At 69.1% G+C, this 24298-nt stretch carries 24 protein-coding genes and 1 pseudogene; 13 read left to right on the top strand and 12 right to left on the bottom strand.

What is annotated here, in order from left to right; translation table 11 throughout:
* Positions 1-4: 4 nt before the first annotated feature.
* The 4 genes from ACWGI2_RS40470 to ACWGI2_RS40485 all read left to right on the top strand — a co-directional run bounded on the left by ACWGI2_RS40470 (position 5) and on the right by ACWGI2_RS40485 (position 4827).
* A complete protein-coding gene (locus ACWGI2_RS40470) occupies positions 5-1750 on the top strand; it encodes an asparagine synthetase B family protein (RefSeq protein WP_453700976.1) in 1746 nt (581 codons plus the stop codon).
* A complete protein-coding gene (locus tag ACWGI2_RS40475; protein ID WP_453400502.1) occupies positions 1743-2348 on the top strand; it encodes an alpha/beta hydrolase in 606 nt (201 codons plus the stop codon). Before ACWGI2_RS40470 ends, ACWGI2_RS40475 begins: the two co-directional genes overlap by 8 nt.
* 3 nt (positions 2349-2351) lie before the next feature.
* Complete coding sequence (locus ACWGI2_RS40480) at positions 2352-2810, top strand: NUDIX hydrolase (RefSeq protein WP_453400503.1); 459 nt, start codon at positions 2352-2354, stop codon at positions 2808-2810.
* 124 nt (positions 2811-2934) lie between these two features.
* Positions 2935-4827 carry a BTAD domain-containing putative transcriptional regulator gene (locus ACWGI2_RS40485; protein ID WP_453700977.1) on the top strand — a complete coding sequence of 631 codons (1893 nt, stop codon included), beginning with the start codon at positions 2935-2937 and terminating at the stop codon, positions 4825-4827.
* A 129-nt stretch (positions 4828-4956) separates the two neighbouring features.
* Here the strand turns inward: ACWGI2_RS40485 and ACWGI2_RS40490 are convergent, their stop codons facing one another.
* The 3 genes from ACWGI2_RS40490 to ACWGI2_RS40500 all read right to left on the bottom strand — a co-directional run bounded on the left by ACWGI2_RS40490 (position 4957) and on the right by ACWGI2_RS40500 (position 6451).
* Positions 4957-5139 (bottom strand): hypothetical protein, encoded by a 183-nt coding sequence (locus ACWGI2_RS40490; RefSeq protein ID WP_453700978.1) that lies wholly within the window; start codon positions 5137-5139, stop codon positions 4957-4959.
* Between the two features lie 660 nt (positions 5140-5799).
* Positions 5800-6033, bottom strand: coding sequence for a LexA family protein (locus ACWGI2_RS40495; protein ID WP_453400506.1), 234 nt, complete (start codon positions 6031-6033; stop codon positions 5800-5802).
* Positions 6034-6046: 13 nt separating this feature from the next.
* On the bottom strand, positions 6047-6451 hold the full coding sequence (locus tag ACWGI2_RS40500) for a hypothetical protein (protein ID WP_453700980.1): 405 nt from the start codon (positions 6449-6451) through the stop codon (positions 6047-6049).
* Between the two features lie 330 nt (positions 6452-6781).
* Between ACWGI2_RS40500 and ACWGI2_RS40505 the strand changes: the two genes are divergently transcribed.
* Entirely contained in the window at positions 6782-7315 is a 534-nt protein-coding gene (locus tag ACWGI2_RS40505) for a hypothetical protein (RefSeq protein ID WP_453700981.1), read from the top strand.
* 30 nt (positions 7316-7345) lie between these two features.
* A complete protein-coding gene (locus ACWGI2_RS40510; protein WP_453700983.1) occupies positions 7346-7648 on the top strand; it encodes an alpha/beta hydrolase in 303 nt (100 codons plus the stop codon).
* Positions 7649-7703: 55 nt separating this feature from the next.
* Here ACWGI2_RS40510 and ACWGI2_RS40515 read toward each other — a convergent pair whose 3' ends face one another.
* Together ACWGI2_RS40515 and ACWGI2_RS40520 are read right to left on the bottom strand one after the other, a co-directional pair.
* Complete coding sequence (locus ACWGI2_RS40515) at positions 7704-8924, bottom strand: hypothetical protein (protein WP_453700985.1); 1221 nt, start codon at positions 8922-8924, stop codon at positions 7704-7706.
* Positions 8925-9020: 96 nt separating this feature from the next.
* Positions 9021-9206, bottom strand: coding sequence for a hypothetical protein (locus ACWGI2_RS40520; protein WP_453700987.1), 186 nt, complete (start codon positions 9204-9206; stop codon positions 9021-9023).
* Positions 9207-9437: 231 nt separating this feature from the next.
* Here ACWGI2_RS40520 and ACWGI2_RS40525 point away from each other — a divergent pair, with 231 nt between their 5' ends.
* Complete coding sequence (locus ACWGI2_RS40525; RefSeq protein ID WP_453700988.1) at positions 9438-10943, top strand: HEAT repeat domain-containing protein; 1506 nt, start codon at positions 9438-9440, stop codon at positions 10941-10943.
* A gap of 29 nt (positions 10944-10972) precedes the next feature.
* Positions 10973-12556: a hypothetical protein gene (locus tag ACWGI2_RS40530; RefSeq protein WP_453700990.1), complete on the top strand. Its 1584-nt coding sequence runs from the start codon at positions 10973-10975 to the stop codon at positions 12554-12556.
* Positions 12557-12591: 35 nt separating this feature from the next.
* Here ACWGI2_RS40530 and ACWGI2_RS40535 read toward each other — a convergent pair whose 3' ends face one another.
* Positions 12592-13134 carry a PucR family transcriptional regulator gene (locus ACWGI2_RS40535; RefSeq protein ID WP_453700992.1) on the bottom strand — a complete coding sequence of 181 codons (543 nt, stop codon included), beginning with the start codon at positions 13132-13134 and terminating at the stop codon, positions 12592-12594.
* A gap of 359 nt (positions 13135-13493) precedes the next feature.
* On the opposite strand from ACWGI2_RS40535, the gene ACWGI2_RS40540 reads away from it, so the two are divergent.
* Entirely contained in the window at positions 13494-14093 is a 600-nt protein-coding gene (locus ACWGI2_RS40540; protein ID WP_453700994.1) for a GOLPH3/VPS74 family protein, read from the top strand.
* A gap of 370 nt (positions 14094-14463) precedes the next feature.
* Here the strand turns inward: ACWGI2_RS40540 and ACWGI2_RS40545 are convergent, their stop codons facing one another.
* Together ACWGI2_RS40545 and ACWGI2_RS40550 are read right to left on the bottom strand one after the other, a co-directional pair.
* A complete protein-coding gene (locus tag ACWGI2_RS40545; RefSeq protein WP_453700995.1) occupies positions 14464-14664 on the bottom strand; it encodes a hypothetical protein in 201 nt (66 codons plus the stop codon).
* 171 nt (positions 14665-14835) lie between these two features.
* The gene (locus ACWGI2_RS40550) at positions 14836-15426 is read right to left on the bottom strand and encodes a TetR/AcrR family transcriptional regulator (RefSeq protein WP_453700996.1); all 591 of its coding nucleotides are present in this window, start codon (positions 15424-15426) and stop codon (positions 14836-14838) included.
* Between the two features lie 111 nt (positions 15427-15537).
* Here ACWGI2_RS40550 and ACWGI2_RS40555 point away from each other — a divergent pair, with 111 nt between their 5' ends.
* Positions 15538-16269 carry an SDR family oxidoreductase gene (locus ACWGI2_RS40555; RefSeq protein ID WP_453700998.1) on the top strand — a complete coding sequence of 244 codons (732 nt, stop codon included), beginning with the start codon at positions 15538-15540 and terminating at the stop codon, positions 16267-16269.
* Positions 16270-16693: 424 nt separating this feature from the next.
* Here the strand turns inward: ACWGI2_RS40555 and ACWGI2_RS40560 are convergent, their stop codons facing one another.
* Positions 16694-17590: an esterase/lipase family protein gene (locus ACWGI2_RS40560; RefSeq protein ID WP_453700999.1), complete on the bottom strand. Its 897-nt coding sequence runs from the start codon at positions 17588-17590 to the stop codon at positions 16694-16696.
* A 333-nt stretch (positions 17591-17923) separates the two neighbouring features.
* Here ACWGI2_RS40560 and ACWGI2_RS40565 point away from each other — a divergent pair.
* A pseudogene (locus ACWGI2_RS40565) lies at positions 17924-18151 on the top strand (short-chain dehydrogenase); the annotation flags it as partial.
* 77 nt (positions 18152-18228) lie between these two features.
* On the opposite strand, the gene ACWGI2_RS40570 reads toward ACWGI2_RS40565, so the two are convergent.
* A complete protein-coding gene (locus tag ACWGI2_RS40570; protein WP_453701020.1) occupies positions 18229-18663 on the bottom strand; it encodes a hypothetical protein in 435 nt (144 codons plus the stop codon).
* A 27-nt stretch (positions 18664-18690) separates the two neighbouring features.
* Positions 18691-20316 (bottom strand): ISL3 family transposase, encoded by a 1626-nt coding sequence (locus ACWGI2_RS40575; protein WP_453701001.1) that lies wholly within the window; start codon positions 20314-20316, stop codon positions 18691-18693.
* A 119-nt stretch (positions 20317-20435) separates the two neighbouring features.
* Between ACWGI2_RS40575 and ACWGI2_RS40580 the strand changes: the two genes are divergently transcribed.
* Complete coding sequence (locus ACWGI2_RS40580) at positions 20436-21902, top strand: response regulator (protein ID WP_453701002.1); 1467 nt, start codon at positions 20436-20438, stop codon at positions 21900-21902.
* 207 nt (positions 21903-22109) lie between these two features.
* Here the strand turns inward: ACWGI2_RS40580 and ACWGI2_RS40585 are convergent, their stop codons facing one another.
* Positions 22110-22337 carry a LysR family transcriptional regulator gene (locus tag ACWGI2_RS40585; protein ID WP_453701004.1) on the bottom strand — a complete coding sequence of 76 codons (228 nt, stop codon included), beginning with the start codon at positions 22335-22337 and terminating at the stop codon, positions 22110-22112.
* 849 nt (positions 22338-23186) lie between these two features.
* Between ACWGI2_RS40585 and ACWGI2_RS40590 the strand changes: the two genes are divergently transcribed.
* Complete coding sequence (locus ACWGI2_RS40590) at positions 23187-24221, top strand: hypothetical protein (protein WP_453701005.1); 1035 nt, start codon at positions 23187-23189, stop codon at positions 24219-24221.
* Positions 24222-24298 lie beyond the last annotated feature (77 nt).

Below are 24298 nucleotides of genomic sequence, written 5' to 3' on the forward strand. Positions count from 1 at the left end.
CGGCGTGGTGGGTGTCTCGCTGAAACCGCACACGGGGGAGCGGTCGGCAAGCGAAGTGGCTGCCGGGGTCCTTGAGCAGCTACGGCATCGCGGACCGGACGGCCTCGGCCTCGTCGACCACGGAACCGCGGCCCTGGGGATGGCCCGGCTCCGGATACGGAGCAGACACCGGGATTCCGTGCCCTTCGCCAGGTCAGGCGCCGTCTTCGCGTTCAACGGGGAAGTCTACCGCGCCGACGGCCTGGTGCCGGAGGGCGGTTTCGAAGAGGCGCGGCGTGCCAGCGAACCGGACGCGGCAGCGGCGGTGGACGGAATGTACGCGGTGGTCGGCGGGCTCCCCGACGGGACGCTGCGAGCCGTGCGCGACCCGCTGGGCATCAAACCTCTCTACCTGCGCGAATCAGCGGACGGCGTTGCGGTCGCTTCCGAGGTGGGGCCGCTGGTGGACGTCTTCGGCCGGGCTCCCGTCAGGCCGGCGGCGTTCGCGCAGTTCCTGCTCAGTGGGCGCCGAGTCGTCGACGGCGGATCGTTCTTCGAGGGGATCAGAGCGGTCAGGCCAGGAGAGCGGCTGACGCTGCGCGACGGGCGCATCACCCAGTCGGTCCTGACACGCCCGACGCCCTGTGCCCCCGGCATACCCGAGGCGGCGGAGCTGCGGACCGCCCTTGAGACGGCTGTTGACCGGATGCTGCTGACCGATCGCCGAGTGGGCCTTGCCGTCAGCGGTGGCTTGGATTCCACCCTGGTGGCCAGGCTGCTCGCGCGGCGCGGCATCCGCGATCTGCCCACGGTCAGCGTCCTGCCCCAGGACACCGGCGACGGGGTCCGCGACCTCAGCGACCTGGGTCTTACCGATGGCGTCATCAAAACCTGGCAGCACCACTCGACTTCGTTCGGCCCGGCTGACCTGCTCGCCGGGCTGCCGGCCGCGGTCCGGTCGCTCGGTGAACCGGTGGCCATGTCGAGCCTGCCGATGTACCGGGCGCTGGCGAAGCTGGCCAGAGTCGCCGGGATTACGGTGCTGCTGGTCGGCGAAGGAGCGGACGAATTGTTCGCCGGCTACCACCGCTACCGGGCGCTCTACGCCGGTGCGTTCACCGATCCCGTCGACTTCTACCTCCCGTACGAGCGGCTGGAACTCGTCACCGCACTACTCGGAAGAGACGCGTGTGCCACCGCCACCGGAGAACTGAGGAGAGCGGTGGGCCGGTCGCGGGAGGCCGCCGCCCAACGCCACGGCATCGAGCCCACCGTCATCGATGTGGTACGGGAGCACGAGTACGAGCACAGCCTCGAACCGCTGCTGCGCCGCACCGACCATCTGTTGATGGCTGAGGGCATCGAAGGCAGAACGCCCTTCCTGCACGGTGGAGTTACCGAACTCTCCAGGCGGTACCCGGCGCGTTCGCTGGTGCGTGACAGCCAGACGAAGGCAGTGCTGCGCGAGGCGTTCGCCGACCTGCTCCCGCCGTCCTACCGCGTGCAGCCAAAGCAGCCCTTCCGCGCCCCCGTTCGCCAGTGGCTGCGGGGCGGCCTGCTGCCGCGGGTGGACCGGACCCTGGGCGACGCCACCGAGTCGCTGCACCAGCGCCTGGGCGTGCGGCCTGCCGGAATGCTGCAGTTGCGTGAGCGCCTGGCCGCCGGTGACGCGGTGGCCTGCACCCTGGCGTTCGCGCTGTTGTCCACCGTGGAGTGGCTCCACTGGCTGGATGACTCCGCGGCCAGGAGCGAGGTGCCGGTCAGTGCCTAGGCACCGCCGACTGATCGTCGCGCTGCACGGGTACGGCGGGACGGGGGCGGGGATCGCCGGAGTCCTGGCCTCGGCCATAGGCGGCAGCGATCGCCAGGACACCCGAACGGTGGTCGCCGGCCCGGACGGGCCGTGCACACCCAGGTTCGCCCGGGAGGGGCGGGCCTGGTTCGAAATCTCCTCGCAGCCCTCGGTGATCGCGGAGCGGTCCCGCCGGGCCGCCCCGGCCGTGGCCGAGTACATCGCGCGGATGCAGCAGCGCCACCAGGTGCCGGCGCGGCGTACCGGTGTCGTGGGGTTCTCTCAGGGAGCCTCGGTGGCCGCCATGACGGTGGCCGGCTCGTCGCTCTGCGGGCGAGCCGTGCTGGTCTGCGGTCGGATACCGGCTCCGGATACCGGGCACGCGGTACCTGACGTCCTGGTGGTGACCGGAGGGCGCGACCGGTTCGTGCGGCACGACGCGGTCCGCGCGGATCTAGACTCGGGATCGGGATATGGCCGGCTTGCCCGCCATATCGTGCTGCCCGAACTGGGACACGAGTTCACCGAAGAAGTTGCGCGGATCGCCTTGGCCTACGTGACAAACACAGAGAGTTGAGCCATGGACTACATCAAGGAAATGCGCGGCCTGGTGGGAACCAGGCCTCTGCTTCTTCCCGGCGCACTCGTCATCGTGGAAAGGGGCGACGGAAAGATCCTTCTCACCCGGCGCACCGACACGGGTGAGTGGAGTCTGCCCGGCGGCCACATGGAGCCTGGTGAAACCATCCAGGACACGGCACGGCGAGAGGTCCGCGAGGAGACCAATATCGAGGTTGGCGAGCTGGAACTGGTAGGTATCTTCTCCGGGAAGGATTTCTACTACAAGTACCCCAATGGGGACGAAATCTTCAAGGTCACGGTTGTCTATTCGGCGCCACTCCTGCCGAGCGAGGTCCGCCCCGATCGCAGCGAGGTTCTGGAACTCTCCTACTTCGACGTCCACGGCCTGCCCGGCAACCTCTTCGACCAGGAGCGCACCATCATCGAGGCGTACGCCAAGTCTCGTGCGGCAGAGTAGCGGCGGCCTGCGGTGCGCCCGGCCAACTCGGCTATGCATTGATCCTCAAGTTCTAATTTAGTTCATGAGTTCAACCTGAGTGCTACCTTCTCCCCAGCAACACCGGGGGACGGAGGTATTGCTCGTGACGGGGGATATTCGGCTTGCCGTGTTGGGGGCCGTCCGCATCGACCGACCAGACCGTAGTCTCGACCTGTCCTGCAAACTGCCGGGCTACGTGCTGCGCATCCTGGCCCTGCGGCGGGGCGAGGTCGTCCCCAAGGACCGGTTGATCGACGGGATCTACGAAGGAACTCCGCCCCGGAGCGCAGGCGCGCAGCTACGCGCCCACGTCAGCGTGATCCGCAAGGCGCTCAAGCCCGGCGCTGCGGCAGTCGACAGCGTCAACGGCGGCTACCGCCTCACCCTCTCCGCCACAGCATCCCTGGACTTAGCCGAGTTCGAGCAGGGCTGCCGTGCAGGGCTCACTGAGATACAGGACGGTCGTTGGCGGGAGGGCGAACGGACGCTCAGCTGTGCCGTGGGGTTATGGGGGGACCTCACCGTTCCCGACCCGGTGGCCGCTGGGGTCCACGGCGTCATCAACTGGCATGAGGGGCTGCATCGCTGCGCGTTGGAGAACTGGGTCGAGTCGCAGCTGCAGCTGGGGCAGGCGGCCCTGGCCATCCCCGTCATCGAGGCTGCCGTGGAGAGCGATCCCCTCGCCGAGCGGTTCCGTCGCCTGCAGCTGCTCGCGCTCTACCGGGACGGCCGAATCGACCGGGCACTTGCGGAGTTCACTCGTTTGCGTACTCTCCTGGCCGATGAGATGGGCCTGTCTCCGAGCCCCGAGCTGGAGCGACTCCACGAACAGATCCTTAACCACGATCCCGCACTCGCCCCGGCCGCCGAGGCGCGGCCATCCCCGGCACCCGCCCCTCGCCAACTCCCCGCCCGCGCCTCGGGCACCGTGCGGCAGGCAGACGTCGCGGCGACGACAGCCGCACTCGCCGGAAACGGGCCACGGGATTGCCCGCCCATTGTCGTCATGACAGGACCGCCGAGCTTCGGGAAGTCCACCATCGCGGTGGAGGCGGCGCACCGGGCAGCCGTCGACTACCCCGACGGGCAGCTCTTCGCCGCCTTCCACGCAGCCGGGGCCGGGGCGGCCACCGCGCACGAGATCCTCGGCCGGTTCCTCGGCGACCTCGGTCTTGGTGCTGCGGAGATCCCGGGCACGCCGCAGGAGCGAGCCGTCCGCTTCCGCTCGCGGACTGCCGGCAGGCGCCTGCTCATCGTCCTGGACAACGTGAGCGCTGCGACCCAGGTCGAGTTGCTGCTTCCCTCGGAACCACGGTGCGCCGTGCTCATCACGGCCCGCACCGCCCTGTGCGGGCTCCCGCAGGCGACGCACCGGATCACCATACGGCAGGTCTCGGACGGCGAGTCACTCTCCGTGCTTGAATCCCATGTGGGCCGCTCCCGGGTGCGGACCGAACCAGAGGAGGTGCGGCGGGTCCTGCAGGTGTGTGCCGGCTCCATGCTCGCTCTGGACACGCTCGGCGCACGGATGGCCGCCCGGCCGAACCAGCGCTTCTCCCAGGTTGCAGAACGTCTCGCCCATGACGGCACCCGCCTCAATGAGTTCGAGGTCGGCGGACGCGGCGTGCGCGACACCCTGGCGCTCAGCTATGTCCAACTTCCCGTCGGGGCACGGGCCACCCTGCGCAAACTCTGCTATCTGGGTATCGCCGAGTTCCCGCTCCAGGCCGTCGCCGCGCTCGAGAATCTCAGCCTGGCCAAGGCGGAAGACCGCCTCGACCCCCTCCTCGAGACGCACTTCGTCACCGTCGCTCGCGTCACCGGTGACCAAGCATGGTTTCACGTGCACAAACTCACGCTCGCTTTCGGTCTAGAACGCGCCGCCGCCGAAGACCCCCCCGACATCTTGCAAGAGGCGGCCAAGCGCGCCTACGGCCTGGTCCATTCGCTGAGCCGACGCACCCTGCCGCGCGGCGACGAGGAACTCGCCAGGTGAGGATCCCCTCGCAGCGTGGAGATGACCTACATTGCTTCTTGCGAGCCCTGTCTCGCGCAGTCCCGCCGGGTGAACCGCCCCGGAACCGAGGAACGCGGCCCGGCATGTCGGTGACGCGCACAAGGCCGTCTATCCCTCCTGCTCTCCGGAGAGGCGGGACGGGCTGCCCGGCGCGAGGCCGGCCACCAGGGCCTGGGCCAGGTTCCGGCTGTGGGTGAGAATGATCAGCCAGGACCGTACGCCCGTCTCCCCGGCGAGGGCCGCGGCACGCCCGGTCAGCCGGAGGGGCAGGCTGCCGGACGGGGCGTCCACGCTCGCCCCGCCTGTCTGGCCGGCGTGGTCTGCGCCGGGAGGCGAGTCCTGTGGGGGAGGGAACTCGGCAATCTTTCAACCGGTGTTGGTCTTGCCGATCGGGGAAGCTTTTTCGAGTATCCGGCGGCACCGACCGCGTTGATTTCTGCACGGGCGATGCCACCGGCCTTGACTCCCGGGCACCAAGGCACTCCCGCAGCACTGGAGCCCGCGGTTGAGGCGGGGCCGGCCGTGACGGAGAGATCGTTCATGGCCGGCGCTGCCCCCTCCCTGTTTCTCCTCCCGGACCGACACCCAACCGGATCCGCACGACGCTAATAACGCCCGCCGCCCGGCCCAGTGGGCCTAACGTGCGGGCGCTTCGCCACGCGCTTCACGAGCCGGAACCCGTAGACCCGACCAACTCAACTCAACCATCCGGGCCCGCATCACCACATCACGCGGCGCCTTCCGAGCCCGCGACAAGCGGCGAACGACGGCCCGCTCGACCTCATCACGCCCTGGCCGTGCCCGCAAAACCATGAACCAGCACCCGCCCCGAACACCATCAACTACCCCGCCACCAAGACATATACCTAGCGAAAGCGGAATCCAGCACTAGGTCGCGTTCCTGCACCCGTTCCAGGAAGCGGACCACGTCGATGCGCCGGATCTCGTTCATCAACTGAGCCGGTAGTCCCGCCAGCCGCTGCCGCTGGCCCGTACGACAGCCCCGGCCTGTTCGAGGCGGCGCGGCTGGTAGAGCACGGAGGAGGGGCTGGACAGCCCGACGGCGCGGCCGATCTCCCGGACGCTGGGAGCCTCGCCCCGGCGGGTGGTATCCGGGTCGTCCAGCCACCGGGCGGGGGAGGGGACGCTCAGGGGCAGGCCGGCCATGAAAGCGGCGATGTCCACGTAGTACGGGTACTCACCGCCGCCCGGTGAGGGTGCGCGGCCGCTCCAGGCCCGCGTCGGTCAGTTCGCCGCGGACGGCGTGGTGGAAGGCGACGGCGAGTTCGAGCAGGACCTGGAGGGTGGTGAGTCCGGTGAGTTCGGCTTCGGTGCGCGGCAGGTGGGCGCGTTCGTCGAACTGGGTGGTTGTGGTGCCGGCGTCGCGGATGAGGGCGGCGATCTGCACGGTCAGGGAGGTGGCGCGCAGGTCGAGGCAGGTCAGGTACTGCCTTGCGAGGTCGATCTCGTCATTGGCGCCGGCGGGGTCGGTGAAGGTCATGGCCAGGGCGCGGTGGGCCTGACCGTGGGCGCGTTCCCCAGCGACGCCGTGCCGTTCGGCCTCGCTGCGGGCAGCCTCGTGGGCGGCGGCCGCGCCGGTCATGTCGCCCTGGGGCGCGGCGGCGTAGGTGGGCGATCAGGATGACTCAGTGGCGCAGGAGCGGGACACCGGCGCTGGGGATCGATCAACGCGGCGCAGATCGAAATTGCGCGGCATGACTGGGCGGACGTGAGGTGCGGTTGGTGTGAAGTCAGCCGCACACCTCCCGGCGTACTTCCAGCGGTCCTTCGAAGGGCGACCGATCGGGCCGCACGAGCATCGCTAGCAAGCTGATGATCGTGCTCAGTTCTCTAGCAAACAAGCCGTTGAACAGCGGTAATGGTGCAGTACGGCTGGATTACTGGAGCGGCAGGACAAGGTTAGAGTCTGTGTGTGGGCAACAACATCTGGTTTGAGGTTGAGCATTCGGCAGAGTATGACGAGGATCCTTGGGACTTCGACGAGGCCGAACTCGCCTTCTTTGCAGCCCTGCGCTCCCGTGCCGCCGCGTGGCGGGTGCCATGGGCTCCCAGCGATGTCTCAAGGCCCGAGGACGATTCGGCACTGCTCGTCTGGGTCTCCCTCCTCGATGAGGAACGCCGAGTGATACTCGGTGAGTGGGCCGTGTACTTCTATGGCACGCGCGTGCGGGCCGGGAAAGTCTCCGATCAGTTCTTCAACCTGCATGAGTCAGACGAGCGCGGCTTCTTCCAGGCCTCTGGCACGGTCGACGAGCTCGCTCTGCGCTGCGCCGACTGGTTCGAGAGCCTGTTGCGCCGCCCTGTCGTTCGTGCCGAATGGCCCGCCGCGGCCGGCCATTTGGCACATCGCTGGGAGTTCGACGACACCGGAGAGACCCTCGTTACCAGCCGATACGCGCCTGACGATGGCACGCCTGCCGCCCGCCGGGTACCAGTCCGCCCCTGATCCCACCGCGCGGCGGGGCAGGGGTGTCAGGTGGTGGTGCATCCGGCGGCGGTGGGGGCGCGGGTGACGGTGTTGCGTTCGGATGTGGTCCCCCGCCCGTTCGCCGACCACTTCCCCGACGCCCGCGTGGCCACCCTGGAGGGCTGGGGCCATGGCGGCTCCTTGTTCCGGAGCTTGTGTATGAACCGGCTGGTCGCGCGGTATCTCGTCGACCTGAAGGCGGCGGACGGGGTGAAGTGCAAGCCCGACCTGCCGCCATTCACCCTCGCTCTCCCCTCGGCCGGGGCGGCCAAGCCCAAGGCGGCGGCAGGAAACGGACTGCCGACGCGGTGACCCCACCGCCCGCCCCGGTGCGAGCCGCTCGGCACGCACCGGGGCGGGCGCCCGCTCAACGCAGAGTGCGCACGAAGACATCCCCGATCAGGTTGTTGTCGTCGGGCACCAGGCCGGGGTAGTAGGAGTCGAAGACGGCCGTCGACTCGTCCGCGCTCAGTGCCGCGCGGCCCACGGTGACGGGCTTGCCGTCCTGGCCGGGCGAGAGCAACTCCTCGTGACCGGTGCGCACCTCGCGCAGGATCAGACCCAGGGAGACGTGGTTCGCGTCGGCCGTGTTGAGGAGCAGCTTTGAGCCGTCCGCCGACAAGTCCGACACCAAGGTGACATCGGTGGGGGAGTGGCCGTCGTAGCGCTGAAGCGTGCCGGTGCGCAGATCGCGGACGAAGGCGTTCCAGGACGTGCTGGTGTCCCCGTTGGGGTCCGTGCCCGGGACCAGGTTCGTCGCCACCGAGTTGAAGCCGACCTTGGAGCCGTCGGCGCTGAGCACCGGCGCCTGTGCCGACCTGTCGGCCGGTGCCCCGTCATGGGTGACATCGGCCTGCACGGTCTTCCCGGTCACGCGGTCGTACACCAGGATGTCCGCCTTGTCGTCGTCGGACGGGCCCGAATAACCGACCTGATAGGCCACCTTGCGGCCGTCGGCACTCAGGGAGATGTCCTGGCAGCCACGGGTCGTGGACGGTCCCGCCCGCCACAGCCGCTGACTTTGGCGGTCCAGGAGCATGATCCGGCAGCGGGCCACCCCGTCCTCGTCGGCGGCTGTCCTGGCCACGAAGGCGAGGTAGCGTCCGTTCGCGCTGAGCGGGGCAGGGCCGTAGTACGCGCGATAGCCTCCCGGGAGTGCGGGCGCGACGGGTTCGGTGCGCCCGGTGCGCAGATCCATCACGTGCACGGAGTACTTCTGGCTCGTGGCGGACCACGAGGTGAACGTCAGATGGCGCCCCGACTCGGACACCCTGGGCGCCATCGTCGACTCACCCGGCACCTCCACACGCTGGAGGGACGCACCGGGAGCCGTTCGGTAGAAGACGTTGTTGGGCATGTCCGTCCCGGGCAGCAGGTTGTTCGCCGAGGACATGAAGGCGACGACGCGCCCGTCCGCGCTGACAGTCGGATCCACCGAGTGCCAGTTCCCGCCGGCGCCATCGGGTGCGACGCTGATCCGTTCGGTGCGCGGAGCCGGGTCGTCGCTCGCCGCCCCTGCGGGAGAGGCGAGACAGGTGAAGACGGCCGTGAGGCCGACGGACATGCAGATCCCTAACGCGGGTCTCATCAGGTTGTTCCCCCTTCGGCCCGAGCACGGCCACCGCCGCCCTCCAGCCCTTGTGCCCGATGACGGATGTCGCCCCGGCACTGTTGTGCGCGGGGCTCACGCGATGAAAGCGCGGAGTGCGGAGCGGGTCAATGCATCCGCAGGCGACTTTGCAATGTACGGACTTCGTCTGGTGGTGCACGCCGACGCCGCCCGCGCCCAGCCGCTGCTTGCCGGCTCGGCCGCAAGACGTTCGGCCGCCTGTGCCACGGCGTCGCCCAGCGAGGGCAGGAATTCGCGCATGTGGCCCAGGATGAGTACGGCGCCCACGCCCTGCCCACAGTGCATATGGCGAACGTCGAAGGGGAGGCGGATTTCTGGGTGCTGTGGTGGCCTTCCTTACAGAACCTCCTTCGCTCGGCTGCGGCTGCGGGTGGAGATGGGCGTCGGGGTGGCGGTGACGATCGTTTCCATGACGCAGGCCGGCCGGCGCAACCTCCCGTGGGTTCGGCAGTCTTACTTCGCGGGGTGCACATGACGCGAGAACATCAGCTTGCCTTCTTCCTGAGGGAGTTGGAGACGGGCGACACCTGGCGACGGGCAGCGGCGGCGAAAGGGCTCGGCAAACTCGGCGACCCCGAGCACGCCGCGGTGCTCCTTCGGGCAGCCGCCGATCCCGCCCCCGAGGTGCGGGAGGGCGCGGCGGTGGGCTTGGGCAGACTGGAGGTCTCCGTGGCCGGGGCGCGCAGTCTGCCCGCGCTGATGGACGACGACGATCCATGGGTGCGCAGGCAGGCCTCCTTGGCGGCCATCCGGCTCGGGCTGCGCGATCGTGAGGTCGTGGACGCCTATGGGCGACTGCTCGGCGATCCGGACCATCACCTGCGGATCAACGCCTTGGAGGCATTGCGGGTGCTGGGTGTGCCCGGTGATGTTCCCGTGCTCGTCCGGCTCCTGGGTGATCCGGCATATGGCATCTGGGGTCGGGCGCAGGCCATGGTCTTCATGTTCGAGAAGGACCCGGATGTCGAGGCGGAGCTGGTCCGTACGGCCCAATGGGGTGCGGATGCCGCCCGTGTGCGCGCCCTGTTGATGCTGCCGGACCAGCACGTCGACCGGCTGCTGCGGTCGCTGCTGAGAGATCTGGCGGACGGCCCTTCAACCGAGGTGCGCTGTGCTGTGGCTTTCCGACTGGCGCGCGTGAGGCGCTCAGAGACGCAGGATGCGCTGTTCGCCGCCCTGGAGGCGGAGCGATCGCCGGAGATGGCGACACAACTGCTGTTCCTGTTCGGGCGATCGGGTGACGAACGGCTGCTGGGTCCGGCCTCGCGCTGGCTGAGCGACCAGAGGGCGGGGCCGTCGGCCGCCGCTGCTCTGGGGTCCGTCGGCGGCAAGGCTGCCACGAAGCTTCTGCGGGCTCTGCTCACCGACCCGGCAACGGCCGCCCCCACGCTTGCGGCAGCAGCAAGGGCCTACGGCGACATGGGGAGATGGGACGCGGTATGGCTGCTGCTTCCCCTGCTGGACCATACCGGGCCCGGGGTGTATGAGGGCGTGCTGCGGGGTTTGGACGCCTTGGCGGACACAGGGTTTCGACCGTGGGAACGGGCGGCGGTCGCGCGGGCGCTGGTGGCCCGTCTCAACGTCGATGCCACCCTGGTCGGGGTGGCGGAGAGGGTCCTCACGGGCCTGGCGGAAGCCCTGCCCGGTCTGCGGGAACTGGTGGACCGGGCCCCCTCGCCCCTTGTCCGAGCCGCCGCGCTGTCGCTCTTGGACCCGCGCAACGCGACGGACGCTGGCACCCCCCACGATCTGCCGCTCTTCGTGCGGCACTTGGACGACGTGCATGCGTGGGTGCGCCAGGCTGCCGTGGAGGGGATCGCCCACTGGGTTGAGGAGACGGGCACGCTCCCTCCGGGCGAGGGGCGGCTGCGCGACCGGCTCACCGCCCTCGACTCGGACCCATCCGGTCCCGTACGCGAGGCGGCGGCCGAAACGCTGCGCGCCCTGGTCGCGCGGGCCAGCGGGCACCCGTTTTAGCAGGGACCTTCGAACGTTACGCTCCTGCGGTGCACCTCATACCCGATGACCCGTTCCCCGAGATCGGCCACCCGTACACGACCGACGTGAGCGCGGACGGATGCTGGATCGCCGTCAGTTGCCACGCGAGCGGCCGCGACGGTCTGGGTCGGGTCGTCGTCTACCGGATGAGCGATCTCGTCCTGTGGGACCAGATCGTGCTGGAGCAGAGCGTTGAGGGGCTCACCTTTCATCCCGTCCTGCCTCTGCTCGCCGTGGGCACGGAGGACGGCGACGAGTTCGAACTCCGGGGCGCACTGCACCTGTACGAGGTGGAGACCCGGCGCCGTACCGACGTGGCCGCCGCCGGGGCCGGTGTCACCGATCTGCGCTGGCGGGACGCGCGCCGCCTGGAGGTGACGTTCGCTCGGCCGGTCATCGATTACGAGGATCTGGGTCGAGTGACCTACACACGCTCCGCCATCGAGCGCGACGACTGGAACGGCGTGACCGCTGACGTGCTCGCGGCACAGGTCTCCTGGCCGCAGAGGCCGGTGGAGGTCGACTGGAGCAGCGGCAAGGGGCCAGGCATCGAACAGCCTCAGCACTACCTTGCCGGAGTCGCCGCCGAGAAGGGACGCGCGTGGGCCCGGCGGACCGGAACGTCCCTGGTGGAGGCGCTGGGGGATGGCCGGATGCTGGTTTCGTCGTCGGGCGGCGCCCTGCTGGAGTGCTGGTCACCGGACGGCGCCCTGCAATGGTCCGTGCCGATGCCTGACGACAGCCCGTTTCAGCGCAATGGCTGTCGCTGGTACGTCACCCCGGACGAGGGGAGCGTGTGGACCACCGTCCTGGAGGGCGACAGCAGTAACCGGCGCACCCTGCTGCGCCGCTTCGACCTCGCCGACGGCGCCCAACTCACCGAACTGCGTCTCGACTTCCCGGTCGCCATCGCGGCGCGTACGGATGGTGCCTGGGTGGCTCGGGACTCCCGGGAGCTGTTCCCCGGACCGAACTGGCCGCCGTACGAGAGCGTCGTGCTCACGCCTTCCGGGCGACGCCTGGCCACCCTGGCACTGGGGGAGAGCGGCAGCTCCTACGACTTTCCGGTGCGACGCTCGCCCCATCTGCTCTTCCTCTATGGTGTCGGTGGCGCGGACGTACGGGCGGAACTGTTGGAGAAGTGGGTTGTGCGGGCGGGCCACAGCGGGATCGAGCGACTGTTCCCGTTCGCTTGGGACGACTCCCTCGGCCCCTTCCTGCGCGGCGGTCCCGCCGTGTACGTCGATGACGAGGCCGGGCCAGGGATCGTCCACACGTGCACGGCGCGTGGTGGCACCCACCTCGTACGTCGCGCCTACCCGGGCGGCGCTGTGGTCTGGGCCCACCGCTTCGGCGCGCAGGTCACCGGAGTTGACGTCCACGGCTGTCTCGTCCACGCGGTGACCGGAGCCGGAGCCTGTGAGCTGCTCACGCTGCGCGCCGCGGACGGCACGGTAGTGGGGCGCAGGACGCTCTCCCGTGGCGGGCACGTCTACACCCCGACGTGCCTGAGTGCGGGTCCACACGGTGACCTGGTGATCGGCACGGTGGAGGGGCGGCTGATCAGGACACGGCAGCTGGCTGTGCCCTGATGCGGCCTCCGGCGCGGATTCGCCTTCCGGATGGGTCAGCCGGTGATGGGCGGCGGCCCTGCCCGGCGAGCCGTAGCGCTGCGGCGGGCTCGCAACTCCGGAGCACGCAGCACCAGTTCGGTGGCGAACCGGTCGTCCGGTGAAGCCAGCAGGTCGCCGAAGACCTTTTCCAGGTTGCGCAGCCGGTAGCGGACCGTCCTCGGGTACAGATGGAGCGCGTCGGCCATCTGCAGGGCATTCCCGCGGGTGTCGAGCCACGCGCGCAGAGTGCTGATGGGCCGGTCGCGCTGATTGGCCGTCAGGCCCGCCAGAGGGGCGAGCTGGTGCCTGGCGAGCGCTGAGATCAGGCCGGGATCGGCGAAGAGGGCGAGAGCCACCAGGTGGTCCTCGCAATGGATGTAGGGGGCGTCGCCTTCCAGGGCGCCCGCCTCGGCCAGGCTCAGGGCTCTTCGGGCCCAGCGTATGGACTCCGCCGCGTCCGCCAGCGGCACGGTGTAGACCCGTGACGCTCTCTTCGAGCCCACGATCACCCGCAGATCGCCTTCGGACAGAGCGCTACCCGGATCAGTGAAAATCACGGCGTCACAGCAGGGCGGTCAGGAAGGACCTGACATCACCGGCCGCGCGGCGTTCCCTTGGTGTTGTGGAGGTGACTGACTGTGCCTCAGCGTTCGCTGCGAGGCGGGCAGACGGCAACCGGAGTCGGGTCTTCAGTCGGGATGGTCGGCTCGGGTTGGTGATCGCGTTCAGTGGTGAACGCGATGGATGCCTGTCCGGCAAGGACGAGTTGTCTTGGTGCGTCGGCGGTGAAGACTCCCGTAGCCGAGTGGATAGGCTGCGGTCGCGGGGGTGGGGGATACTGGTGGTGACAGTGGCCCCGGTTTCGGGCTCGGTTGGCGGGCTCGCACCGTTGTTGATGTCTTTGAGGGGGCCGTCCATGACCACGGCGAAAGACCTGTTCATCATCGCTTTGGACTCGAAGCAGTCGGTGGGGCAAGGCGACCTGTCGCTCGCACTGGCCGGAGCCGAGCTGATCGATCTCATCGGTGCTGGGGCGGCCTCCGTCGACGGCGACCGTATCGTGCCGACCGGGCAGCCGACGCTGGAGGACCGGTTGACGGCCGAGGCCGCGGCAGGGCTCATCCGGCAGGCACCTTACGAGGGGGTCGAGGACTGGCTGTGGCGCCGGGGCCGCGATCTCGCGACCGCCTACCAGGCCGCTCTGGAGGCGAACGGCGAGCTGAAGCCGCAGCCCGGCGGCCGGTCGCCCTTCGGACCCGAACGCGTGGAACCTGTCGATACGCCCGCGCGCCGCCGTGCCGGCGACCGCTGGGAAGACAAGGAACCCGTCCTGGTTGCCCTCGCCTGGGCGGTGGGCATCCGGGACGAATCATCCGACGTCGAGCTTGGCCCCGAAGACCAGGCGGTGACGACCGTGCTGGCCGCCGTTCACGACGCGGTGATGGAGCTGGAGGCCGTACGCCAGAGGCGCACCATCGAGAACACGGCCTTCGCCAACCTCTGGCGCGGCCCGTGAACCTCACGTGCCCCGGGGACACGGTGGAGTTCGACGGCACGGCCCGGGCGCACGGCGACCGGGCCGTCGCCTGCAGCATGCCTGGGGACCTGGTCCGGCCCTTTTCAACTTCGGAACGCGGTGGCGGTGCCTTCCTGCCGGACGTCAGGCTCTGCTCGCCCTCGCCTGCCGCCGCGTCAACGTCCTCTGGGCCCTCCTCCGCGACGGACGGACCTACGAACTCGTGCCACCTACCGCTCTCGCGGCTTGACAGACCGCATTAGGAATCATTGGGTGAGGCGAGGCGCCTCTTGGAGGCGCCCCCCTCAATCCACACCAGAAGCCGAACTAGAAGCATGCAGAACTTTTGCAGTGCTCATTCATGGGCGAATTACCCCTCGGCGTTGCGAGCCTTCAGGCGTGCCACCAGCGTCGCGTACACATCATTGTCATCGACAATGAGGGCTTCACTGGTCTTGCGATTAAAGATCAGTGGCTGTTCAGGTGACCCAGTCACCACCCAGCCGCTCTCCTCGCCATTCCAGAGGTACGAGAATGCCGCTGCCGCCTCTGCCAAGGCTTCTTTATCCACGGCGCAAACAACTCCTAGACGTCCTGGACGGCGCCGTTTCCGGCGGCGGGGTTGACCAGGAGAGTGACGGGTTGCTCGGTGCGAAGGGTGAGCCATTCCTCGTGGGTCTGCCAGGCGACGCCGCGGCCGCGCGGCCTCCCTGTGTGCTTGGTGTACTGGTCTCTCCACTGTTCACGTCGCGTTGCCGCGCAGCAGCGCCGTGGCCGCGTGCGTGGCGCGGGTGGCGACATCCTCTGGGGAGAGGCGGGAGCGGCTCAGGAAGTCTTCCGCGTCCAGGGTGATGTAGCCGTGGGCCAGGCAGAAGAGCTGTTCGAGCAGGAGCAGTGCCTGGGAAGGGTCGGTGTGGCCTGCCTGCTGTGCGAGGTCGAGCAGCAGTGTCATCAGGCTGCGGCCGGCTCGGGCCAGGTCGGCGTCGCGCAGGGGTCTCAGCTCCCGGGCGAAGATTACGTCGAGGCCGGCGCCGCGGTCGGACACGTGGCGTACGTATGCCCCCGCGGTGGCCGCGAGCCGGTTGATCGGGTCGGGGCCGGCGCTCTGTGCGGCCGTCTTTAGGGCGCGGGTGAGTTCGTCGGCGGCCTGTGTCGCGACGACGGCGAGCAGTGCTTCCCGGTTGCGGAAGTGGCGGTAGGGGGCGGCGGTGCTCACTTTGAGCCTGCGGGCGAGTTCGGCGACGGAGAAGCCGGCCATCCCCTTCTCGGAAAGCAGCGCGAAACTCTCGGCGATCAGCGCCGAGCGGAGCTGCCCCCGGGCGGGACGCTCCATGCCCGCCCCAACTGCGCCCTCGGCCACTCAACCCACCTGCCTTGACCAGAAGTAAGAGGGCTCTTACTGTAAAAGTGATAGCCCTCTTACTTCTAGTGCTGGAGGCCGCACGTGACAGGGACCGACGGCAAAGTGGTGGCCATAACGGGCGCGGGCAGCGGGATCGGCGAGGCGAGCGCCCTGTTGCTGGCCTCGCGCGGTGCAAAGCTCGTCCTCGGAGCGCGACGCAGCAACCGACTGGAAGCGCTCGCCGCCCGCATCGAGGCCATAGGCGGCACAGCCGCCTGGACGACGACCGACGTGCGCCGCCGCGGCGACCTCGCGGACCTGGTGGCGTGCGCCCGCGAGCGTTACGGCGCGCTCGACGTCCTTGTCAACAACGCCGGCATCGGCCCCATCTCCCCGTTCGACGAGCTGCGCGTCGAGGACTGGGACCAGATGATCGACGTCAACTTCCGCGGCGTGCTGTACGGGATCGCCGCGGCACTCCCCGTCTTTCGCGAGCAACACAAGGGGCAGTTCATCAACGTCGTCTCGACCGCCGGGCTGCGCATCGTGCCGAACCAGGCTGTCTACGCGGCGACGAAGAACGCAGTCCGCACCCTCACGGAGGGACTGCGCCAGGAAGCCGGGCCCGACCTGCGGGTCACCATGGTCTCGCCCGGCTACGTCGGGACGGAGTTCACCGACTCAATCACCAGCCCCACCGTCACATCGCAGGCCCCGACGGTCGACTTTTCCCTTGCCCCGGACGACATCGCCCGCGCTATCGCCTTCGCGATCGAGCAGCCCTCGAACGTCGACATCGGCGACATCGTCGTCCGCCCCACGGCCCAGAGCTGACGTCTCACACAGATCCTGGGAAAACCCGTCGCTCCGCTACGCGACCATGAGCTGAGCTGCCTCAACGGGACGGTCATCTGGCGGGCGCACACTCAGGCCGTCGCGGCTCCCGGCTCACCGACGATGCCTCGGCACTCCTGAGGCGAGCGCGTACCGCTGCGCGTCAGATCCTCCGTTCTGAGGTCTCTGCCCGCGATCTGATCGACCGGCAGCATGCACAGCTCCAACTCCCCGTGCAGGTGTGCGAGGTTGCCCGCTTCCTGACCCTCGGTGCAGCCGACTCGTCCACGAGAGTCTCGGCATCAGCGAGGCAGCGGCCCGCCAGGAACAGCCGGGGGCCAGCTGGGACTTGCTCATGCCGTGCTGCGGCCGTGCTCGCCGGAGGCTCAGAGGCCTCCGGCGAGGGGAACTGGTCCGGCGCTGGTTACCAGGCCTTGTGCCAGTAAAGCGAGTTCGTGGCGGCACGGACGGGCGCGGCGCCGGTGGCGTCCTCGGTCCACTCCGTGCTGGGGGTGTTGTTGTACTTCATGCTGTAGTAGCCGTCGGTCACCCGGTGCAGGTACTGGTGGGGGATGATCGAGGGGCGCGTGTAGATCACTTTGTGGGCGGCGGGCATGCCGGTGGCCGACTCGTCGGAGACGACGCGGTCGGATTCAGCGCCGAACAGGGTCCAGTCGGTGCCGTGGGCGCCTTGTGGGTTCCCGTTGAGGGATTTCAGCCACGGCGAGCTGGAGCGCATCAGCGCGCACTGGATGTATTCGGTGAAGACACCGCCGCACAGAGTGGCCAAGCGGGAGCCGGCGTGCGGCGTACCCAAGGTGGCGACGTCTTCGACGTACAGATACGGCGGGTAGTCCGGGTCGCCGTTGCTGACCCCGCTCAGCGCAGCCCGGATGATCAGCCCACCCATCGAGTGGGCCATCACGTCCACCGACTCGCCCTTGGAGGAATACTTGCTGTAGATCTTCCACGCCAGGTCCTGGGCGATGGTGCCCAGGTGGGTGTCGCGGTCGCCGTAGCGCGGCTTGGGCGGATTCGGCGGCCAGACGGGCGGGTCGCCGGCCCGGTCCTGGTTGAAGGACCAGTCGCAGCCCCTGTCCGACTTGTAGTAGCCGTAGGTCAGGAGATCACCCTTCCAGCCCCAGTTCTCCATGGCGGTCTCGGCGTTCTGCCACCAGTCGGAGCAGTCGTAACCATTGGGCATCGGGCCGCCCAGCAGGGGCTGCTCGTAATAGCCGTGGATCATGATGACGGGTTCGTCGACGCTGTCGTCGCGCGGCGGCGCGGCTGCCGCCGCCGGCGAGGCGAGCCCCAGCAGCAACGCGAAGCCGACGACTATGGCGACCAGGACAGCCAGGGCGGAACGAACGACTCCAGCGCGGCTTCGGCTGCCGGGTAAGCATCGGATAGTCGATCTGTGCATGTCTTGCCCCCGTAACTCGGTGACCGCGGACCGGTCGGTCCGCTGCCAACGCAGGCTAGGGGGACGCCGCACGCGGCGAATCGACTCCCGGGTGGACCTTCGTCTACCGCGTACGGTTGAACATCATTCACTGTCAACCAGAGGCGTAGAAATAGGCACGACGCCCTGCACCCATGGGTGTAGACCCCGGATCCCTATTCGAGACACGGGAATCGAGGGCTGCCCGCGCCGGTGCCGTGGTCGACAGCGGCCTTCGCGGCGAGCCACGCCTCCCAGCACGGCGGGATCGGCCCGACCAAGAGCGCCGCCCTCGAATACGGCTTCCGGGGCGTGCGCATCAATCGCCTTCTGCCCCGGCATGATCAGCCCTCCGATGGTCGACGCGATGGGCGAAGGCGGAGGACTCGGCTGCAGTCGGCCAGGCCATCGACCGGCGGCACCGCCGAGGAGATCGCCCAAGCCGTCCTGTGGCTGTGCAGCGACGGCGCCGACTACGTCACTGGCGTAGCCCTCCCCGTCTACTGCTTCCGCACGGCTCAGCGACCCTGCCATAGGCCAGCCCTTGCTCGGGGATGGGCCCAGGAGCGGGCATGCCCGTACACAGGGTCGTGCTCGGCTTCGACATGGTGCCGCTCAGAGATGGAGATCAGTCGCCGGGCCAGCTGCTGCGAGCGGCCGAGGTCGATGCGCTCGGTGGAGCGGATCACCGGGCGCCACCCGCCGTCGGCGGACAGCAGGAACAGTCGGCGCACGTAATAGAGAGCCCACGGCATGTCGAGTTCGCGCTCGAATGCGTCCAGGCATGCCCGGTCCCGCGGCGGGGAGGGGTCTAAGAGCTCCAGGATGGTGTGCTCGCCGTATGGCTTGGCGTTCGGGTTGAGGCTCATCGCCGCGTATTCCAGGCGCAGCACCTCACCAGCGATGTCCGGGTGGGTGCGCATGCGCTCCAGGTGGGCGGGCAGTGAGCCCATGGGAACCGGATGGGTGCGGATCCTGGCTCATACAAGATTTTCGTAGCGTTTGATCGCCCAGAGGCCATCGTCGGGCAGGGGCTGATGGCTGCGGCGTGAATGGGCGACCAAGATGACGCGCTTGCGCAGGAGTTGGATGCCTGCCCGTCCTGCCATCTGGCGTTTGATCATCTTCAGGTCGGTGATTCTTCCCTCCGCGACGCCTGAGTTGTAGGGGAGCGTGACGGCGGCGTGCACTGCGTCGAGGTCGTCCAGCAGGCCGGCGGCGAAGCGGACCAGCGGGGCGAGGCCGCTGTTGCGGGCGTTCGCGATCCAGCGGTCCATCAGCGCTTCACGTTTCTTGGCGAAGACGTTCCGGAAGGAACCCACGAGGGCGTGGAGTGTACGCAGTTCTGGGCAGCGTGCCAGCAGGTGGTTGACGAAGACGCGTTGGTCCTCGTTCAGACGCTCCGGGCGAGTGGTCATCAGCTGTGTGACCTCGAATGTGCTGCGGGCGGGTGCGGGTGGCGGAAGGCCCGCGTCCAGGGCTTGGCGATGGGAGGTGAGGTAGAGGCGGACGGTGGCCTCGCTTCCGCGGAAGCCGCGTGCGGTGATCTCGCGGGTGAGGGCGGCGATGTTGTGTTCGCCCTCGGCCCAGCGCCGGTGCAGGTGCCCCTGGTAGGGGGTGAGGATGCTGTCGCCGCGGGGCCAAGTCGGTGCGACCTCCTGCCAGGTGGCGGCGCGGGCGTGCCGACGGACAACGTTGCGGTCCACATCGAGGTGGCGTCCGATCGCACGAAGCGCCATCCCTTCGGCGAGCAACGTGTGGACGGCAGAATGGAGGCGGCGGGTGCGGGCGGCCATGACTCCACCAGGAGTCCGGGGCGCTGTCGTCTCGTCGCCGGGGTCGGGCAGGCAGTCGCGGTGTGCCGTGACCACCTCATAGATCTTCCGTCCGAGGTTCTGCCAGAGATGAAACCGGTCGCTGACCTGCACGGCCCGCGGTGCACCGACGCTGATCGCACCGCGGTAGGCCGCCGAACCATCGCGGCAAACCACCTCAATACCCGGATGGGCATGCAGCCAGGTGACGGTCGGGGCGGCCTCCCTGGTGTCCCAGGCATCGACCGGCAGGCGGGTTTCCGCGTCGACCATGAGCGTGGCGTACCGACGAGCGCGCCGCAGCGCGAAGTCGTCAATGGCGACCACCCGCAATCTCGGTGCCGGCGGATCGGGGGTCTTCATCAGACAAGTGAGCAGACTGGCCCAGCTCAGGACGTGGTGCAGGTGAAGCAGCAACCTTGATCCGGCCTTCCCGGCCAGCGCCGTCGCGACCGCCACAATGATCGCCTGCAGTCCTGCAGTTCGGCGCTGATACCGCACCGTCAACCCGTCGATCTGCTCCGCGAATGTGGCCTTCGGGCATGCATGGTTCTCGCAGTACAGGCGGCGGACCGACAGCGCGATCCGCACTGGACGGCCACCAACCGCCTCGTCGGCAACGTGGCGCACATACCGGCTGTGCTCCCAGTCAGAGATCCGACCGCAGCCGGTGCATGCAGCTGGTTCCGCCCGGGATCGCGCGGAGACCACGACCGCATCCCCGAACACGTCGACCGAACCGACCTCCACAGCGTTGAGCTGTGGCAACAGTTTCAACACGTCGTCGCACACAGGCAGCATCCTGCTGACACAGAGAGATGTCACGGCCCGGCCGAGTCGATCAACGGCTACGAAAATCTTGTATGAGCCAAGAACCGCACCCAACCGCCTTCACCCTCTTGCCGGCGGCCGTGGCCGACGCACTGCGCAGCCTCCGCGACTACGTCACGGCTGTCGAGGCCCGCGCGGAGATGGCCGAGCACTCCCGAGAGGAGGAGGCCCGCCGCCGGGTGGGCGCCGAGCGAATGCGCATCGCCCGCGAGCTGCACGACGTCGTCGCCCACCACATCACCCTCGCCCACGCCCAGGCCGCCACCGCCGACTACCTTCTCGCCACCCGCCCCGATGCGGCAGCCAAGGTCACCGGCAATCTCACCGCCACCCTCACCGCCGCTCTGGGCGAACTGAAGGCGACCGTGGGCCTGCTGCGCGAACACGACCACCCCACCGGGCCGTCCAAGCCCGCGCCGGGGCTGGCGCAACTGCCCGACCTGCTCGCGTCCTTCGAGAGCGTCGGCCTGGCCGTCACCCTCACCCGCGAGGGCGAGCCCCGGCCACTGTCGCCCGGCGTCGGTCTCACCGCCTACCGCATCACCCAGGAGGCACTCACCAACGTCTCCAAGCACGCCCTGACCACCACCGCCGCCGTCCACCTCCACTACACCGCCGACCGGCTGACCCTGACCGTCACCGACGACGGCCCCGCCCCCACATCCCCCCGGTCGCGGGGCGTGGCCGGGTACGGGCTGATCGGCATGCGCGAGCGGGCCCACGCCGTCGGGGGGACACCTGCACGCCCACCCCCGCGGCGGGGCCGGCTTCGAGGTGCGGGCCGATCTGCCCACCCTCACTGCTCCCGGCCCGCCACCGACCAAACCTGGGGACGCCCCGTGACCATCCGCGTGCTGCTCGCCGACGACCAGGCGCTCCTCGCCGGGACCTTCCAGGTCCTCATCGACGCCGCCGACGGCCTCGAAGTCGTCGCCACCGCGGGCGACGGCGAACAGGCTGTGCGCCTGGCCCGCAGCACCGCACCCGACGTCGTGGTCATGGACATTCGCATGCCCCGCCAGAACGGCCTGTCCGCCGCCGAGCAGATCACCGCCGACCCGCAGCTCAACGGCACCCGCGTGCTGATCCTGACCACCTTCGAGACCGACGACTACATCACCCGCGCCCTGCGCGCGGGGGTGAGCGGGTTCCTCGGCAAGGGCGTCGGACCCGCCGAGTTCCTCGCCGCCATCCGTACCGTCGCCGCCGGCGACATGGTGCTCTCCCCCCTCGCCACCCACACGGTGGTCACCCGCTACCTCGCCGCAGCCAGCCCTGACCGCCCCCAGGCCACCCCGCGCGAGATGGACCACCTCACCCCCCGCGAGCAGGAGGTCCTGCTGTGCGCGGCCGAGGGCCTGACCAACGACGAGATCGCCGAGCGCCTGTTCGTCAGCACGCTCACCGTCCGCACCTTCGTCCAGCGCATCATGCACAAGCTCGGCGCCCATCACCGCGCGCAGCTCGTCGCCTTCGCCTACCGGACCGGCTTCGCCCGCGTGCCGCAGCCACCCCCCGCCCGCCCGCGCACCGGGTTGGCGCCGTAGCGCGCCGCGCTGCATGCCGGCGCGGGTAGGGCGAACGGCGGCTGGAGTGAGCGGTGCCGGCCCGGCGGCTGGTAGGCAGGTCGTCTCAGGTGCTGGGCTGCTCCGGTGCGATGTCCACGACCACGGTGGAGAGCGGGCAACTGGTGCAGGCCAGGACGTACTTGTCCGTCTTCTGCGGCCCTCGGGGATCTCCAGCCGACGCAGTGGCTACCGGGCGGCGGCGCCGTCGATCCGGTCGAACAGCAGACGCGCCTCGTCGAGGAGCGCCTGTCCGCGCGGTGTCGCGGTGACGGGGCGGGTGCGGTGTTGGAAGACGGCGCATCCGGCGGCCGTCTCCAGTATCTTCAGCCGGGCGTTGAGCGTGCTGCGGGGGATGCCCAGGGCCACCGCGGCCGAGCGGCGCGTGCGGTGCCCCCAACACCCCGAAGGGGTCATTAGTACTCCCGGATCCTCCCCAGCGGTAGTGCTCGACGAGAGGCTCGATGACGGCTCTTGACTGATCGACGCGCTGGCTGCTTACCGTACTGCTCGGGCGTGGGCACAGGATTGCTCACAGCCAGTGACTACCGTACCGAACTGGCCGAATGATCCCGAGTCTGGAAGACCGCCGCCGGGACGCCCTTGCACGCCTGAACGCAGTGCCCCTCGCGACACTTGCGCACCATCAGCATGCCTCAACTTGCCTGTCCAGTACGTAACGCACCTATCCCACAAGCAAGTTGACGGTGTCCTTCCGTCGGGTCCGCCCGCACACCAAGGTCCGCCCGCCTCCGCTCAGGGTGGCGGCCCTGTTCCACGTGCCCAAGACACGTGACTGCGAGGAGCAGAGCCCTGGCGGCGCACCGTCTGAGTGCTGCGCCCAGCGGGTCCGGTCACTGATGGCGACGCTCCTCTGCCGCATGGCCGAAACCTGCGTCTGAGCAACCTAACAATCTTGGGATTCTCTGGTCATGCGCCTCTCCAGGCACTTAAGTACCTGTCGGGCACTCGCTACCGACCAAGAGCGAAAGCCGCCGACCGGGTTATGCGCCAGCGGCCGTCCCCACCCTGCTCGTCGGCCCACACCGCTGTCCTTTGCACGACCGTGCCGCCCGTCCCAACTGCCCCGAGGGTCCGTCTGCTTATGGCCGCCAGTGCACACCGTTCGGTGTCGTGCTCACACCACCCGGCGAGCCGTAGCGCTCACAGCAGCGGCCTGCAGGCGCTCCCCATGGTCTCAGCGGCTCCAGTTGACGACGGCCCCCTGCGGCCCGCCCTGTGTGCGGCCGGCCGAGGGGGGCGCTGATGGAGAGTTCGAACCCGGCCGGCCGGGCGAACCCGGCTGGCCGAGACACGGACCTCTATGCGGCGGTGCAGGACATTCAGGCGGGTTACTGGATGCAGATGCGGCAGGTCCTTGCCCGCACGGGCAACTGGCCGCAGTGGACATCCCGCACTCAGGTACTGGGGGTTGTCGCAGCTCAGGCCAACGTTGTGGAGTTATGGCTGAAAGAGGAACCGGAGAGCCTCGCTGCCCGGGTGATGTACGCCAGAGTCGCCACCGAACGGGTGCTGCAGGCCCACCGAAGGCACTGGGCGCGTGACTACCGGCGGGCAGGGGACCTGGAGAAACTGGTGACCCGGGCCCGGGAGGCGTGCCACAAGGCGCGCGAGGGGAACCCCGACGACTCGGTGCCCTGGATCTGCCGCCTGGCCCTGGCTGAAACGGACACGACACGACGCTACCCGGAGCATTACGTGACCCCGCCGGCCCATGAGTACCTGCTGCCTGGCGGGCCATGGGGTCTGCTGGGGGAAGTGCACCGACGAGATCCGTTCAACCGCGAGGCGTGGCACCGCATGTCCCAGGCGCTCCAGGCCCACCCGGGTCCAGCGGGCCGCCAGGCAGTCGCGACGGACTTCGCCCGCTGGACGGTCTCCTTCGCACCGCCCGACTCGCCCCTGCTTCTGCTGCCCCTCTATGCCCGTGTGCAGGAACACCGGGAGCGACGGGACAACGGCGCCGAGGGCATGTTGAACCTGCTGTGGACCAGGGAGGACACCACCCGGGCCGTCACGCAGGCATTCGAGGGTTGGTTCCAGAAGTGCGATCCGGCCACCAGTTCCCAGCTGGATCTGAACTACCTCGCGTACGCCTTGGTGAGGGGCGGCTTCGCTCAGTGGGCAGCCGAAGTGTTCGACACCATCGGCGACTTCGCCACGCCCGCCCCGTGGCAGTACGACGCCCGGCACTCCAAGGACCAGTGGCGGAAGGCATTCGAGGAGGACCGCGACGCCTGCCTGAGATCCCACCCGTGGCATACGGGAGACCACACATGACTGCCGACCCCGGCCCCACACGGGCGGGCGTCACCATGACGGGCGGGCGTCACCACGTCACGCCTGCGGCCCGGCAG

It is taken from the genome of Streptomyces sp. NPDC054866 (assembly GCF_053610745.1).